At 60.3% G+C, this 15,688-nt stretch carries 15 protein-coding genes; 5 read left to right on the top strand and 10 right to left on the bottom strand.

The window, feature by feature from the left end:
- Positions 1–51: 51 nt before the first annotated feature.
- Both trmJ and ubiT read right to left on the bottom strand, forming a co-directional pair.
- Complete coding sequence (trmJ, locus tag BN1120_RS14740; RefSeq protein ID WP_042016657.1) at positions 52–786, bottom strand: tRNA (cytosine(32)/uridine(32)-2'-O)-methyltransferase TrmJ; 735 nt, start codon at positions 784–786, stop codon at positions 52–54.
- A 190-nt stretch (positions 787–976) separates the two neighbouring features.
- A complete protein-coding gene (gene ubiT, locus BN1120_RS14745) occupies positions 977–1,489 on the bottom strand; it encodes a ubiquinone anaerobic biosynthesis accessory factor UbiT (RefSeq protein WP_042016672.1) in 513 nt (170 codons plus the stop codon).
- Between the two features lie 189 nt (positions 1,490–1,678).
- On the opposite strand from ubiT, the gene ubiU reads away from it, so the two are divergent.
- Together ubiU and BN1120_RS14755 are read left to right on the top strand one after the other, a co-directional pair.
- Complete coding sequence (gene ubiU / locus BN1120_RS14750; RefSeq protein ID WP_042016659.1) at positions 1,679–2,674, top strand: ubiquinone anaerobic biosynthesis protein UbiU; 996 nt, start codon at positions 1,679–1,681, stop codon at positions 2,672–2,674.
- A gap of 12 nt (positions 2,675–2,686) precedes the next feature.
- Positions 2,687–3,559: a U32 family peptidase gene (locus tag BN1120_RS14755; RefSeq protein WP_042016660.1), complete on the top strand. Its 873-nt coding sequence runs from the start codon at positions 2,687–2,689 to the stop codon at positions 3,557–3,559.
- Between the two features lie 75 nt (positions 3,560–3,634).
- Here the strand turns inward: BN1120_RS14755 and nlpI are convergent, their stop codons facing one another.
- The 7 genes from nlpI to queA form a co-directional block, all read right to left on the bottom strand.
- Complete coding sequence (gene nlpI / locus BN1120_RS14760; protein WP_280520777.1) at positions 3,635–4,567, bottom strand: lipoprotein NlpI; 933 nt, start codon at positions 4,565–4,567, stop codon at positions 3,635–3,637.
- A gap of 90 nt (positions 4,568–4,657) precedes the next feature.
- Complete coding sequence (locus tag BN1120_RS14765; protein WP_039038735.1) at positions 4,658–5,026, bottom strand: rhodanese-like domain-containing protein; 369 nt, start codon at positions 5,024–5,026, stop codon at positions 4,658–4,660.
- Between the two features lie 100 nt (positions 5,027–5,126).
- Positions 5,127–6,074, bottom strand: a complete 948-nt coding sequence (gene secF / locus BN1120_RS14770) for a protein translocase subunit SecF (RefSeq protein WP_039038736.1) — start codon at positions 6,072–6,074, stop codon at positions 5,127–5,129.
- A 9-nt stretch (positions 6,075–6,083) separates the two neighbouring features.
- Positions 6,084–7,937 (bottom strand): protein translocase subunit SecD, encoded by a 1,854-nt coding sequence (gene secD / locus BN1120_RS14775; protein ID WP_039038737.1) that lies wholly within the window; start codon positions 7,935–7,937, stop codon positions 6,084–6,086.
- Between the two features lie 18 nt (positions 7,938–7,955).
- Positions 7,956–8,291: a preprotein translocase subunit YajC gene (gene yajC, locus BN1120_RS14780; RefSeq protein WP_010675070.1), complete on the bottom strand. Its 336-nt coding sequence runs from the start codon at positions 8,289–8,291 to the stop codon at positions 7,956–7,958.
- 50 nt (positions 8,292–8,341) lie between these two features.
- Positions 8,342–9,478: a tRNA guanosine(34) transglycosylase Tgt gene (gene tgt, locus BN1120_RS14785; RefSeq protein ID WP_010675071.1), complete on the bottom strand. Its 1,137-nt coding sequence runs from the start codon at positions 9,476–9,478 to the stop codon at positions 8,342–8,344.
- 118 nt (positions 9,479–9,596) lie between these two features.
- Positions 9,597–10,664 carry a tRNA preQ1(34) S-adenosylmethionine ribosyltransferase-isomerase QueA gene (queA, locus tag BN1120_RS14790; protein ID WP_042016662.1) on the bottom strand — a complete coding sequence of 356 codons (1,068 nt, stop codon included), beginning with the start codon at positions 10,662–10,664 and terminating at the stop codon, positions 9,597–9,599.
- Positions 10,665–10,875: 211 nt separating this feature from the next.
- Between queA and BN1120_RS14795 the strand changes: the two genes are divergently transcribed.
- From BN1120_RS14795 to ahpF, 3 genes are all read left to right on the top strand, one after another.
- Positions 10,876–11,322, top strand: coding sequence for a CBS domain-containing protein (locus BN1120_RS14795; RefSeq protein ID WP_010675073.1), 447 nt, complete (start codon positions 10,876–10,878; stop codon positions 11,320–11,322).
- Between the two features lie 629 nt (positions 11,323–11,951).
- Entirely contained in the window at positions 11,952–12,518 is a 567-nt protein-coding gene (gene ahpC, locus BN1120_RS14800) for an alkyl hydroperoxide reductase subunit C (RefSeq protein ID WP_010675074.1), read from the top strand.
- Between the two features lie 142 nt (positions 12,519–12,660).
- Positions 12,661–14,247: an alkyl hydroperoxide reductase subunit F gene (gene ahpF / locus BN1120_RS14805; protein ID WP_042016663.1), complete on the top strand. Its 1,587-nt coding sequence runs from the start codon at positions 12,661–12,663 to the stop codon at positions 14,245–14,247.
- 68 nt (positions 14,248–14,315) lie between these two features.
- Here ahpF and BN1120_RS14810 read toward each other — a convergent pair whose 3' ends face one another.
- Positions 14,316–15,635 carry an MFS transporter gene (locus tag BN1120_RS14810; RefSeq protein WP_042016664.1) on the bottom strand — a complete coding sequence of 440 codons (1,320 nt, stop codon included), beginning with the start codon at positions 15,633–15,635 and terminating at the stop codon, positions 14,316–14,318.
- Between the last annotated feature and the right edge of the window lie 53 nt (positions 15,636–15,688).

Raw genomic sequence — 15,688 nt, forward strand, 5'->3', positions numbered from 1 at the left:
CACATACCCGACTAAATCAGTCAAGTATATGCTTGAGTAAATCAGTCGGGATTAATCCTGTGCCCTGGACTTCTGGACAGAAGTGAGAATGCCCCGCAGGATGTTCAACTCCACCGCTTCGGGTCTGGCCCGGTTGAATAGACGACGCAGTTTGCTCATCACATGGCCTGGATGGTCATCGGCAATGAATCCCGTCTTTTGCAACGTCTGCTCCAGATGCTGATAAAACCCTTCCAGTTGCTGGGCGCTGGGGTACTCGACCCGCTCATCCTCCGGGGTCGAATGCTCCTGGTTCTGTACTTCCAGCCAGCGCATCCGCACCTCGTAACAAAGGGTCTGCACTGCCATGGCCAGATTGAGGGAGCTGTATTCTGGATTGGCGGGGATGGCCACATGGAAGTGGCATTTTTGCAGTTCGTCATTGGTGAGGCCGGTGCGTTCACGGCCAAACACCAGCGCGGTCGGGTGCTCCATGCCCTCGGCAACCAGCTTCTCGCCCGCTTCACGGGGATCCAGCATGGGCCAGCTCAGGGTGCGGGAACGGGCACTGGTGCCGATGACCAGACCACAGTCGGCAATGGCTTCATCCAGGGTCGGCACGATTCGGGCGCGAGCCAGGATATCGCTCGCCCCCGCCGCCAGGGCGACGGCCTCCTCATCCGGCTGGGCCTGGGGATCGACCAGCACCAGTTGAGTCAGCCCCATGGTCTTCATGGCCCGCGCCGCGGATCCCATGTTGCCGGTGTGAGAGGTGTTTACCAACACGATACGAATCTGATCCAACATGCCCAGTCAATCTTCAGTCAAAAATGGCGCGCAATTGTAACATAACCAATCGCTATTTTGGCACCGCTTCCGACCAGGCATTTCTGCACAAACAGGCGGATGATACATCCCCACCCTGCGTGGTCACGCTGACAGTGGGGTACTGCGGCTCAAGTTCACCTGTTCCGCAGCACTCGGGCAAGAAAACGGCTCAGCTCATTGTCGCTGCAGTGGGCACGTGCGTCTCGCGGGCCCGCTCGATAAAGGTCGCCAGATCCATCAGGGGGTATTTCATCAATCCCAGCCCGTCCAGATCCAGGCTGTCCATCAGATTTTTCACCTCCAGGCCCAACTCTGTATCCCCCTCTATCTTCAGCCGGCGCTGGAAGAAGAGGGAATCCGGGTCTTCACGGCGCCCGGCGATCAGAACAAGATCCTGGCTATTGCCGCTGAAACAGACATCGGCGTGCTCACACTTCCTCGCCACTACCAATTTGCCCTCCTGCTCGCTGATAAACCAGCATAGCCCCAGATCGCTGACTTCCACTTTCAGCCACTTGCCCGCAAGAAACGCAAATTCCCCCTCTTCGATGGCCTCCCGGAACACCCTGCCCAGCAGGGCCTCCATCAGGTTTTGTTGCAAAGGGAAGGGCACCAGCTTGAGGGGGTGGCGCAAGAGACGGGGTGCCTGTTCGACCAGGCGACGTTGCAGATGTTGAAACACGATAAACTCCCAGTTTTTTGCGCATTCAAGCACAGCCCCTTCGGCAAGATCCTGTTGAAAATCAAACTTGTGCCCACTTACCTCAAGAAGGGTAAAGCCACCTAAAGCTGCCTCAGGTCAAAAAGCGGGAGGGCAAGCATGAATACAATCGGGCCACTTTTGCATTTTTGCCCTCTCGGAGCGTACCCGATGGAATTACTCTGCCCGGCAGGCAGCCTGCCGGCACTGAAGACAGCCGTGGATAACGGGGCCGATGCGGTCTACATCGGCTTCAAGGATGACACCAATGCCCGCCACTTCGCCGGTCTCAACTTCACCGACAGCAAGCTGGAAAGAGCGGTTGACTATGTCCACCAGCATGGCCGCAAGCTGCACATCGCCATCAATACCTTTGCCCACCCGGGCTCCGATGCCCGTTGGAAGCAGGCCGTGGACAAAGGGGTGGCGCTCGGTGCAGATGCCCTGATCATCGCCGATCTCGCCGTGCTCGATTATGCCAGCCGCCGCCATCCCGACATGGAGCTGCATGTCTCGGTCCAGGCCAGCGCCACCAACGCCGCCGCCATCCGCTTCTACCAGCAGCACTTCAACGTCGGCCGGGTGGTGCTGCCGAGGGTGCTCTCCATGCATCAGGTCAGGCAGCTTGCCCGCGAGACCAACGTCGGCCTCGAGGTGTTCGCCTTCGGCAGCCTCTGCATCATGGCGGAGGGGCGCTGCTACCTCTCCTCCTACATGACCGGCGAGAGCCCCAACACCGTCGGTGCCTGTTCACCGGCCAAGTTCGTGCGCTGGGAGGAGACCCCGAGCGGCCTCGAATCCCGCCTCAACGAGGTGCTGATCGATCGTTACGGCCCGGGGGAAAACGCCGGCTACCCGACCCTGTGCAAGGGCCGCTTCGAGGTGGATGGCCAGACCTATCACGCGCTGGAGGAGCCCACCAGCCTCAACACCCTCGGCCTCCTGCCCGAGCTGTTCCAGACCGGCATCCAGTCAGTCAAGATCGAGGGGCGCCAGCGCAGCCCCGCCTATGTGGAGCAGGTGACCCGGGTCTGGCGCGCCGCCATCGACGCCTATCAGGCCAACCCCGAGGCCTATCAGGTCAAGGCTGAGTGGGATGCCCAGCTCGCCCGTGTCTCCGAGGGGAGCCAGACCACCCTCGGTGCCTATCATCGCCAGTGGCAATAAGGAGCCCTGTTCATGAAATTCTCACTCGGGCCCCTGCTCTTCTACTGGCCCAAGGCCGACACCCAGGCCTTCTATCAGGCGGCCGCCGCCAGCCAGGCCGACATCCTCTATCTGGGGGAAACCGTCTGCAGCAAGCGGCGCGAACTGAAAGTGGATGACTGGATTGCCCTCGCCCGTCAGGTGGCGGGCTCCGGCAAGCAGGCGGTACTCTCCACGCTGGCGCTGATCTCAGCTCCCTCCGAGCTCAAGGAGGTAAAGCGGCTGGTCGACAACGGCGAGCTGATGATCGAGGCCAACGATCTGGGGGCGGTCCAGCTCGCCAGTGAAGCCGGGCTGCCGTTCGTCTGCGGCCCCGCCATCAACGCCTACAACGCCGACGTGCTGCGCATGCTGCTCAAACAGGGGATGCAGCGCTGGGTGATGCCGGTGGAGCTCTCTCGCGACTGGCTGATGCAGCTCAATCAGGATCTGGGCAGGGAGCGCCAGCAGTTCGAGGTGGAGGTGTTCGCCTATGGTCATCTGCCGCTCGCCTACTCGGCACGCTGCTTCACCGCCCGCTCCCTCGACCGGCCCAAGGACAACTGCGAACTGGCCTGCATCGACTACCCCACCGGGCGACTTGCCAGCAGTCGCGAGGGGCAGAAGGTGTTCAACCTCAACGGCATCCAGACCCAGTCCGGTTACTGCTACAACCTGGGCAACGAGCTCAAGGGGATGGAGGGCCTGGTGGATGTGGTGCGCCTCTCGCCCGAAGGCATGGAGACCCTGACGATGCTGGAGCGCTTCAAGGCCAACGAACAGGGGATGGCCCCCCTGCCCCTGCAGCAGGAGCGGGACTGCAACGGTTACTGGCGCCAGATCCCCGGCATGAGCCTGGTGGAGTAGCGGTACACCCCGTGTCACCAGACAGCAAAAAGGCCTCGTCAAGAGGCCTTTTTCATGGGGTTCAAACCCGTTTAGTCACGCTTTGCCGCTCTTGCCCTGGGCTCCGGGTGGCTGGGGCTTGCGCGCCATCAGTTCCAGCTCCAGCAAGGCATAGCGATGCTCGATGAAGTCATAGACGTTGTTGGCCAGCGCCAGCTTGAAGTAGCTGATGGCTTCCTTGCGGTTACCCTTGGCCAGCTCGAACTTGCCGAGGTAGAAGTAGGTCTCGCACAGGCGCTCGGCGAGCTCCCTGTTGTCCTTAACCCCTTTCACCACGTTGCTCATCAACTGGGTGGCATTGATGTCGCCCGTATAGAGGCGCACCAGATCCCAGTTCCAGGCGTCGTCGTCATACTTGTTGAGCCGCTCGCGCATCCGGCTCATGGCCGCCGGTCCGTTGAGCTTCTGCTCGGCCAGATAGAGCCAGATCACCCGATAAGGGTCTTCCGGTTGCGCCTCGTAGAAGCGCTTCATATCCGCCGCGGCAAGCTCGGGGCGATTGCCGTAATAGAGCGCGATTCCCCGGTTGAGATAGGCGTAGTCGTAATCCGGGGCGAGCTCCAGGGCGGAGTCGAACGCCTCATAGGCCTCGTCGTAGTTCTGCTGTTGAACCAGATAGACACCGATGAAGTTGTAGGCCTCGGCAAAATCCGGCTTCTCCCGCAGGGCACGGTTGAAGTCGAGTCGCGCCAGGGAACGCAAGCCCACCCGGTCAAACACCACGGCACGCTCATAGAAGAGTTCTGCCCGCTGTTCGGTCGTCAATTCCATTTCACTGAGCATCTGCCCGAGTCGCGCCAACGCCAACTCGCTCTGGTAGGAGACCTGCAAGGGGGTCGCCAATACCAGTGAAGCGGGTTGCGGCTTGGGAACTTGAGGCGCTTTTACCTGACTGCTACTGCTGCAACCCCACAAGGGGAGCAACAACAGGATACCCGTGAGGTATCCAATCCCTATCCTGACGTTCAATGAACACTCCGACGCTTACGCTTGACCCCGCATATGGTAAAGATCACGGGGCCGTTTGTCATGTGGCGCAGCCCCTCTCCCTCAAATAAATCAGGATTCGACAGGGTATCCGGCGTCGCTCCAGCCGCGAAAGCCTCCATCGACGCTGACGACCCGGGAATAACCCATCTTCTGCAGGTTATCCGCCACCAGGATGGAGCGAAATCCCCCACCACAATAGAGGTAGAGTTCGGTGTCGGGATCCGGATACCGGGTCTCGATGTCACGCTCTATCACCCCGCGCCCGAGATAGGTGGCCCCCGGCAGATGGCCCCTGGCCCACTCGCTCTCTTCGCGCACGTCGATCAGATGAAATGCTCGGCCCTCATCCTGCCAGCGCTTGATTTGATGCACATCGGTTTCCTGCACCTGCGGGCGGATGGCCTCGACCAGGGCCAGAAAACGGGGATTGTGTTGCATGGGCTTGCTCCTTGCTTTGGGTAATGGATGCTGGGTTGTGGGGAGCATCATGACTCACCCCGGCCACAAGAGAAAGGGCGCCTTGCGGCGCCCTTGTCTGTTACGGCAGGATCTCTTGCTGATCCGCGCCCTCTTTTTCCACCTGGGTCGGCAGCATGTGCTCCCGCTTGATCCCGAGGAACATGGCTGAGGCGCTCGCCACATAGATGGAGGAGTAGGTCCCGAAGGCCACCCCGATCACCATGGCGATGGAGAAACCGTGGATCAGAGGCCCGCCTTTGAGCAGCAGCGCCACCACCACCACGAAGGTCAACCCCGAGGTGATGATGGTCCGGCTCAGGGTCTCGGTCATGGAGAGATCCATGATCTCCGCGGTGTCCCCACGGCGTACCTTGCGGAAATTCTCCCGCACCCGGTCGAACACGACGATGGTGTCGTTCAGGGAGTACCCCACCAGCGTCATCAGCGCCGCCAGCACGGTCAGGTCGAACTCGTACTGGAAGTAGGCAAAGATGCCGAGGGTGATGATCACGTCGTGAGCCAGGGAGAGGATGCCCCCCGTGGCCAGACGCCACTCGAAGCGCACCGCCACGTAGATCAGGATACAGAGGATGGAGGCCAGCATGGCCAGGGCACCGTCGGTGGCCAGCTCGTCACCCACGGAGGGACCGACGAACTCGACACGCTTGAGCACGGCGCTCTCGTCGACCAGCTTGGCGGCCGCCAGGACCTCGTTGCCCTGCTGCTCGACCTTGACGCCCTCTTGGGGGGCCATGCGCACCAACACATCACGGCTGGAGCCGAAGAACTGCAGGGTCGCCCCGTCAATCTTCTGCTGATCCAGCGCCTCGTGCATCTTGTCCAGGCTCACCGACTGCTGGAACCCCACCTCGATGGTGGTACCGCCGGTGAAGTCCAGCCCCCAGTTCAGGCCACGATCGTACAGAACGTAGAGGGCGAGCACCGTTACCAGAGCAGAGAGGACCATACCCAGCTTGGCGAAACGCATGAAGGGGATGGGCTTTTCAAAATGTAGAATTTGAAACATGTCTCTTCCTTAGATCGGCAGCTTGTCGATGCGCCGTCCACCCCAGGCCAGGTTGATGATGGCGCGGGATACCGTGATGGCAGTGAACATGGACGCCGTCAGGCCGATCCCGAGGGTCAGGGCGAAGCCCTTGATGGCACCGGTACCGATACCGAACAGGATCACGCAGGTGATGAGCGAGGTGACGTTGGAGTCGGCGATGGTGGAGAAGGCGCGATCAAAGCCCAGGTGAATGGCTTGCTGCACCCCGCGACCATTGCGGATCTCTTCACGAATACGCTCGTAGATCAGCACGTTCGCATCCACCGCCATGCCCAGCGTCAACACGATACCGGCGATGCCCGGCAGGGTCATGGTGGCCCCCGGGATCATCGACATGATACCGACGATGAGCACCAGGTTCATGGTCAGCGCCAGATTGGCCACCCAGCCGAAGGCACGGTAGTAGATCCCCATGAAGAGCACGATCACCAGCATGGCCCAGCCGATGGCTTCCATCCCGCTGTCGATGTTCTGCTGACCCAGGCTCGGGCCTATGGTGCGCTCTTCGACGATCTGGATGGGGGCAATCAGGGCACCGGCACGCAGCAGCAGCGCCAGGTTGTGGGCTTCGTTGGCGTTGTCGATCCCGGTGATGCGGAACTGGCTACCCAGGCGAGACTGGATGGTGGCGACGTTGATCACCTCCTCCTGCTTGCGGAACTTGCGCTTGCCGTCCGGACCAGGCTGACCCACCGGCTTGTACTCGATGAAGACGGTCGCCATGCCCTTGCCAACGTTGTCCTTGGTAAAGTTGGCCATCTTGTTGCCACCCTGACCATCGAGCTTGATGTTGACCTGGGGACGGCTGTATTCATCGAAACCGGACTGGGCACCCACGATGTGGTCACCGGTCAGGATCACGCGCTTTTGCAGTACCACGGGACGACCGTTGCGATCGTTGTAGACCTTGGAGCTCGGCGGCACGCGGCCTGCGGCAGCGGCCTGGATATCGGCAGCCTCATCGACCATGTGGAACTCCAGGGTCGCGGTGGCCCCCAGGATCTCCTTGGCACGGGCGGTGTCCTGGATCCCCGGCAGCTCGACGATGATACGCTCACCGCCCTGCTGCTGGACCAGCGGCTCGGCCACACCCAGTTCGTTCACCCGGTTGCGGATGATGGTGATGTTCTGCTCGAGGGCATACTTCTTCACCTCTTTGACCTTGGCTTCGCTCAGACTGGCCAGCAGGATGAAGTCATCCCCTTTCTGGTCGGTGGTGAAGACAAGATCCGCATTCTGGCGACGCAGGAAGGAGAGTGCCTTGGCCTGATCGGCCTCGTCACGGAAGACCACCTGCACCTGATCCCCGACCCGGCGTACACCAGAGTAGCGGATCTTCTGGGTGCGCAGCTCGGCGCGGAAATCCTGCACCATCTGTTCCTGCTGCTTGGCCAGCGCTTCGGCCATGTCCACTTCCATCAGGAAGTGCACACCGCCCCGCAGGTCAAGGCCGAGCTTCAGGGGCGCCGCGCCGATGGCCTCGAGCCAGGCGGGGGTGGAGGGTGCCAGGTTGAGGGCGGTGATGAAGTTGTCGCCCAGCTTGTTGGCCACTATGTCGCGCGCCTTGAGCTGGTCTTCGGTGTTGTTGAAACGGATCAGGATGAAGCCGTGCTCGAACGCCGCATGCTTGACCGGGATCTTCGCCTCGTCGAGGGTTTCCTTCACCTGATCGAGGGTTTCTAGTTTGACTTCGGCACCACGGCTGGCAGAGACCTGCAAGGCCGGGTCTTCGCCGTAAAGATTGGGGGCTGCATATAGAAAACCGATGGCGATCACGACGATCACCATCAGGTATTTCCACAGCGGATAGCGATTTAACACGCTGTGCTCCTCGGGAGATTAGAGGGACTGGATAGAACCCTTGGGCAGAACGGCAGAGACGAAGTCACGCTTGATGGTGACCTGGGTCTGATCGTTCAGGGCCAGCACAATGTAGTCGCTGTCGGCGGAAACCTTGGCGATCTTGCCGACCAGGCCACCGGAAGTGAGCACTTCGTCGCCCTTGGAGAGGGAGCTCATCAGATTGCGATGCTCCTTGGCACGCTTGGCCTGGGGACGGTAGATCATGAAGTAGAAGATGAGACCGAACACGGCCAGCATGATGATCATTTCCATGCCACCACCCTGTGCTGCCGGAGCCGCGCCTTCTGCATACGCCTTGGAGATAATGCTCATTTAACAACCTCTTATTGATGTAGATTTGAATACTAACTTATATGTCGTTGTTATTTCACGTCATTTTCAGCCAGTGGAGGCACAGGCTTCCCTTGCCGACGGTAAAACTCAGTTACAAAGTCGTCTAATTTACCCTGCTCGATCGCGTCCCGCAAACCCTGCATCACGCGCTGGTAATAACGCAGGTTGTGGATGGTATTCAGACGGGCACCGAGGATCTCGTTGCACTTGTCCAGATGGTACAGATAGCTGCGGGTGTAGTTCTTGCAGGTGTAGCAATCGCAGTCCGCATCCAGGGTGCTGGTGTCTTCCCGGTACTTGGCGTTGCGGATCTTGACCACCCCATCGGTGGTAAAGAGATGACCGTTGCGGGCGTTGCGGGTCGGCATCACGCAGTCGAACATGTCGATACCGCGGCGCACCCCTTCCACCAGATCCTCCGGCTTGCCCACCCCCATCAGGTAGCGCGGCTTGTCGGCCGGAATTTTCGGGCAGACATGGTCAAGGATGCGATGCATGTCCTCTTTGGGCTCACCCACGGCGAGACCGCCGACCGCGTAACCGTCGAAGCCGATCTCAAGGAGACCGTCCAGCGACACATCCCGCAGCGGTTCGTAGACAGAACCCTGGATGATGCCGAACAGGGCGTTCTTGTTGCCCAGCGCATCGAACTTGTCACGGGAGCGCTTGGCCCAGCGCAGGGACATCTCCATGGACTTGCGCGCTTCCTCGTAAGTGGCCGGGTACGGGGTGCACTCGTCGAAGATCATCACGATGTCGGAACCCAGATCGTACTGGATCTCCATGGACTTCTCGGGGTCGAGGAAGATCTTCTCGCCGTTGATGGGATGACGGAAGTGCACCCCCTCCTCGGTGATCTTGCGGATGTGCCCCAGACTGAACACCTGGAAACCACCGGAGTCGGTCAGGATCGGCCCCTGCCAGTTCATGAAGTCGTGCAGATCGCCGTGGGCGCGCATCACTTCCTGACCCGGGCGCAGCCAGAGGTGGAAGGTGTTGCCAAGCAGGATCTGGGCACCGGTCTCACGTACCTCTTCCGGTGTCATCCCCTTGACGGTGCCGTAAGTGCCAACCGGCATGAAGGCCGGGGTCTGGACCACGCCACGCTCGAACACCAGTTGACCGCGACGGGCACGCCCATCGGTGGTTTTCAATTCAAATTTCATTGCTACCTCTATTCAGTCAGAGAAACAGTCTGACAACAAAGGGCCCGAGGGGCCCGGTAATATGAAGCCGGCCGGCATACTGACAAGCAGAGCCTGAACGACTTCTGAAGGGCAAGGCTTAACCCTGCACCCGGCGACGGGTGACGAACATGGCGTCCCCGTAGCTGAAGAAACGGTACTGTCCCGCCACGGCGGCCTGATAGGCGGCCATCACGTTGTCATAGCCGGCAAAGGCGCTGACCAGCATGATCAGGGTGGATTCGGGCAGGTGGAAGTTGGTGATCATGGCATCGACCACCTGGAACTCGTAACCGGGGAAGATGAAGATGTCGGTGTCACTGAAGAAGGGCGCCAGCGGCATGCCCTGGGCCAGGGTCGCCTTGGCCGCGCTCTCAAGGGATCGCACCGACGTGGTCCCCACCGCAACCACACGACCGCCGCGGGCGCGGGTCGCCGCGATGGCATCCACCACCTCTTGGGGCACTTCGGCGTATTCCGAGTGCATGTGGTGATCTTCAATCTTGTCGACGCGCACCGGCTGGAAGGTGCCCGCCCCCACGTGTAGGGTCACGAAGGCCATCTCCACGCCCTTGGCACGGATCTGCTCGAGCAGCGGCTCGTCGAAGTGCAGACCGGCGGTCGGCGCCGCCACGGCACCCGGCTTCTGGTTGTAGACGGTCTGGTAGCGCTCCTTGTCGGCATCCTCGTCGGGACGGTCGATGTAAGGGGGCAGCGGCATATGGCCGATGGCATCCAGAATGGTCAGTACAGGGCGCGGGTCCAGGAAGTGGATCTCGAACAGAGCGTCGTGGCGGGCACGCATCTCGGCCTCGACGGGCACGCCGTCGGCACCGCCATCCAGAAGGAGACGGGTACCTGGCTTGGGGGACTTGGACGAGCGGACGTGCGCCAGCACGCTGTGTTCGTCCAGAATGCGCTCCACCAGCACCTCCAGCTTGCCGCCGCTGGCCTTCTGGCCAAACATGCGCGCCGGAATGACCCGGGTGTTGTTGAACACCAGCAGATCGCCGGGGTTGAGCTGGTCAAGCACATCGACAAAATGACCGTGGCGCAGGGCGCCGGTTTGACCATCGAGCTGCAGCAGGCGGCTGGCGGTACGCTCCGCCATGGGATAGCGGGCAATCAGCTCGTCTGGCAGATCAAAATGAAAATCGGATACTTGCATCTTTCACCTCGGGGGAATCGGCGGCTAGTCTAGTTATCCCCCTCTTCCAAGGCAACCCAAAAGACTAAAAACCCAAGGAAGACAAGGGATAGCGGGCCATTTTGTGAGGTTGGGCCCGTTAAAAAACCTTTAAGGTTTTGTATTGACCCCGATCATGTTCTGGCGACGGGGGCTGGGCTAGGGTGGAAGCAGACACACAAGGAGGCCCACCATGATGACCCTCTCCGAGATCATGACTGAACACCCCTTTACCCTGGGTCCGGAAAACAGCGTCAAGCAGGCGATGGAGCTGATGCAGCAGGAGCGGATCCGTCACGTTCCCATCGTCGATGAACACCAGCATCTGCTCGGTCTGGTCACCCTCTCGGACATCCTGGCCACCCGTGAATCCAAGCTGCTGCTGATCAACCCCGAGCGGGAGGCGGAGTTCACCGACAGCGTCCAGCTCGACGAGATCATGACCCGTCAGGTGGCGAGCGTGGATCCCCACGCCGGCATCAAGGAGGCAGCTCTGTATCTGCAGCGCCACAAATATGGCTGTCTGCCGGTACTCAAGGGGCGCAAGCTGGTTGGCATCGTCACCGAGTCGGACTTCATCGCCGTGGCCATCAATCTGCTGGAGCTGATGGAGGAGCAGGAGCCCCCAACCGACTTTTGATCCCAAAATCCTGTAATAAAATTACAACAAAAGCGTTTTCAGCCTAATTTAACGGCTATTTAAGTGAAACACTTTCAGTTTGACTGTAAAATTACACCACAAAACTTGCGTTGTGACATTCATCACACTATGATGCCCACCATGCAATGGTTGCCGAAGAGGAGATGAGGATTGTGCACCCGCCATCTTCTCTTCATATGTCTGCAAGTTTGCACACCCCGTAGTTAGTCTTTGCTGTAAAGCATATTTATCGCCATTCCTTGTTTGATGACCCGGCCCTGTCTGTGCGACGGCGCCGGGATTTTTTTATCCCTCTTTTTTCTACTGCGCCGCCTCGTCTGCCCCCTTCTCTGCTCACGCAATGAAAACAAATCCGGCCCAGCCCTTGAAAATGTGACATGCAGGACAGAAATTGAACTTCGACAATGAGTTATCTCCGAAGGCCTGAGATATTCATGTTAGGTACAGTTGTGATGGTCTATCTAATAAATAGATTTATGTGATTCAAAATTGTGGCTTTGACCGATTAGAAAAAGTCACTATGATGACTCCATCGAAAGTTAAGCGCCTCGTCTGGCACGACTCTTCAACACCAGACAGGCATATGTACATCACCAAGGAGCAAATACATGTCTACCTACATCAACACTGAAATCAAGCCGTTCAACGCCACCGCCTACCACAATGGCAAATTCGTTCAGGTGTCTGACGCTGACCTGAAAGGCAAGTGGTCCGTGGTGTTCTTCTACCCGGCTGATTTCACCTTCGTCTGCCCGACCGAGCTGGGCGACCTGGCCGACAACTACGCCGAATTCCAGAAGCTGGGCGTCGAGATCTACGCCGTCTCCACCGACACCCACTTCACCCACAAGGCCTGGCACGACACTTCTGACACCATCCAGAAGATCCAGTACCCGATGATCGGCGACCCCACCGGCACCATCACTCGCAACTTCGGCGTGATGATCGAAGAAGCTGGCCTGGCTGACCGCGGTACCTTCGTCATCGACCCGCAAGGCGTCATCCAGATCGTTGAAATCAACGCTGGCGGCATCGGCCGTGACGCACTGGAACTGCTGCGCAAGGTCAAGGCTGCCCAGTACGTTGCTTCCCACCCGGGTGAAGTGTGCCCGGCCAAGTGGAAAGAAGGCGACGCCACCCTGGCCCCGTCCCTGGATCTGGTAGGCAAAATCTAAGCCTCCCCGCTCTGAAGACCGGCCCGTTCAAGGGCCGGTCTTGTTTACGGCCCTCAGAAAATGCGCCGGTCTGCTGTGTGGACCTCTGTTTTCTGTATCCGGTCATCGTGCCGACCCGCATTCAGCAAGAAGGAATTCGACCATGTTAGATACCAACCTCAAACAACAACTCAACGGTTACTTGCAGTACATCGTCAATCCCATCGAGATCAGCGTGTCCGGCAATGACAGCGACAAATCCGCCGAACTCCTGGCATTGGCCAGCGAGATCGCCGAGATGTCCCCCAAAATTTCCCTGACCGATGGCACCAATGCCCGCAAGCCTTCCATGAGCATCGCGCCCCAGGGCCAGGCCCCGCGCGTGCACTTTGCCGGCATTCCCATGGGTCATGAATTCACCTCCCTGGTGCTCGCCCTGCTGCAAAGCGGCGGTCACCCCTCCAAGGCCGATCCGGCCGTGCTGGAGCAGGTGAAGAACCTCAAGGGCGAGTTCCACTTCGAGACCTATATTTCCCTCTCCTGCCACAACTGTCCGGACGTGGTACAGGCCCTGAACCTGATGTCCACCCTGAATCCCGGCATCACCCACACCATGATCGACGGTGCCCTGTTCCAGGATGAGGTGAACGAGCGTCAAATCATGGCGGTCCCGAACGTCTACCTGAACGGTCAGCCGTTCAGCCAGGGCCGTATTTCGCTGGAAGAGATCGTCGCCAAACTCGACACCGGCGCTGCCGAGCGCAAGGCGCAAGAGCTGAGCGAAAAAGCGCCTTATGACGTGCTGGTGGTGGGCGGTGGCCCGGCCGGCGCCGCCGCGGCCATCTATGCCGCCCGCAAAGGCATTCGCACCGCCATTGTCGCCGAACGTTTCGGTGGCCAGGTGATGGACACCGTCGGCATCGAGAACTTCATCTCCGTGCCCTACACCGAGGGCCCCAAGCTGGCCGCCAGCCTGGAGCAGCACGTCAAGCAGTACGGCGTGGAAGTGATCACCGAGCAGCGCGCCGCCGCCATCAGCAAGGATGGTTACGTCAACGTGGACCTCGCCTCCGGTGCCACCTTGAAGAGCCGCGCCGTGATCCTGGCAACCGGTGCCCGCTGGCGCGACCTGAACGTGCCGGGTGAACTCGAGTACCGTACCAAGGGTGTGGCCTACTGCCCGCACTGTGATGGCCCCTTCTTCAAGGGCAAGCGGGTTGCGGTGATCGGGGGCGGCAACTCCGGCATCGAGGCGGCCATCGATCTGGCTGGCATCGTCGAGCATGTCACCGTGGTGGAGTTCGCCGATACCCTGCGTGCCGACGACGTGTTGCAGAAGAAGGCCCGCTCCATGGGCAACATTGACATCATCATGAGCGCCCGCACCACCGAAGTCATCGGCGACGGCAGCAAGGTGGTGGGCATGGATTACGAAGATCGCACCACCGGCGAGATCAAGCATCTGGCTGTGGCCGGCATCTTCGTCCAGATAGGCCTGGTGCCGAACACCGAGTTCCTCAAAGGAAGCGAGATTGCCCTGACCCGCTTTGGCGAAATCGAGATCGACACCAAGGGTGCCACCTCCCTGCCCGGCGTCTATGCCGCAGGGGATGCCACCACGGTACCGTTCAAGCAGATCATCATCTCCATGGGGGCAGGTGCCACCGCCGCTCTGGGTGCGTTTGATTACCTCATTCGCAACCCGGCGCCGGAAGCACAAGCTACCCAGGCCGATGCCGTGACCGCCTGATAACCGCCCAACAAAAAACCGACTCCCTGGAGTCGGTTTTTTTATCCCTGTCGTTGGGTCGCCAGCCTTCAGCGCCCCTGCGGCGCGTCCCTCTCCTGCCCCTCTTCACTCACCGCTCTCTCTTCTGCATCAGTCGCGGGATAGCTCGCCGGCACTGCCTCCCCTTCCAGATCCGTTCTTGGCTCCAGCTCCGCCGTCATGGGGGTGTTGGGGGGCACCGGCATGAAGACCTGGTGCTCCGTCAGCGGAATGGGGGCTCGCTTGCGCCTGCGCCAGCCGAGATAGGCCGACAGCAGCAGACCGCACAGGGCAAAGTAGACGAACAAGCCTTCTGGCCCAACTTGCACCATGACGAAGGGGGCCAGCAGGGGCCCTATCATGGCCCCCAGGCTGTAGGCAAGCAGCAGCCCCTGGTTTGCCCCCAGCACCTGATCCGGGCGCAGTTCATCGCAGGCATGGCTGAGGCTCAAGGGATAGATGGAGAACGCCATGCCCCCCAGCAGGAAGACAAGAGTCCCCTCGACTGGCTCGCGCCAGGGCTCCGGCAGCAGCACCATCAACAACGCGATCAGGGTCAGCAGGGCGCAGAGCAGCAGGATCACCAACCGTCTGTCGTAACGATCAGATGCACGCCCGATGGGATATTGCAGACACATCCCCCCCAGGATCACCAGCGCCATCATGTCCGCCACCTGGGAGAGGGAGGCGCCGCTGTCGGTGAAATAGAGCGGCAACAGCCCATAGATGGCCCCGAGGATGAGGCCCGAGGTAAAGCTGCTGCCCATCCCCGCCGGAGTGAGGCGCACCAGCTCCAGCACTCCCACCGGCTGGGGTGCCACCATGGCCGGCGTCGCCACCCGGGAGAGAGCCAGAGGCACCACGGAGAGAGTCGCCGCCATGGCGCACAGGGCGAACGGCGTCAGCACCATGGGGTCCACCTGCTTGAGCAGCAGCTGGCCCAGGGCAAGTGAACCGTACAGCAGGATCATGTAGAGGGACATCAACCGCCCCCGGTTCGCCGGGGTGCTTGAGACCAGCATCCAGGACTCCAGCACCACGAACAGGCCGCCGGTGGCAAACCCCCCGATCAGCCGCAGCGCCGCCCAGGTGACAGGCTCCACCACCATGCCGTGCAGCAGAAACAGAAAACAGAGCAGGGAGGCATAAGCCGCATAGGCCCGGATATGCCCCACCCGGATGATGAGGCGGGCATTGATGAAGGTCCCCAGCACCAGGCCGCCGAAATAGGCAGCCGACACCAGACCGATGGCCTGGGCGGACACCTGCTCGGCGGAGAGACGCACCGTCAGCAGGGTATTGAACAGACCGTGACCCAGAATGAAGATCACCAGACTGGTCAGGGGGGACAGCAACCTTGTCAGTGCCATGGAGCCTCCTCGCAACAAAAGGGTCATGGTAGCCCCTGCCTCCCGCCCCCTTC

Origin of the sequence: Aeromonas caviae, from assembly GCF_000819785.1 — a bacterium.
GTDB lineage: Bacteria > Pseudomonadota > Gammaproteobacteria > Enterobacterales > Aeromonadaceae > Aeromonas > Aeromonas caviae.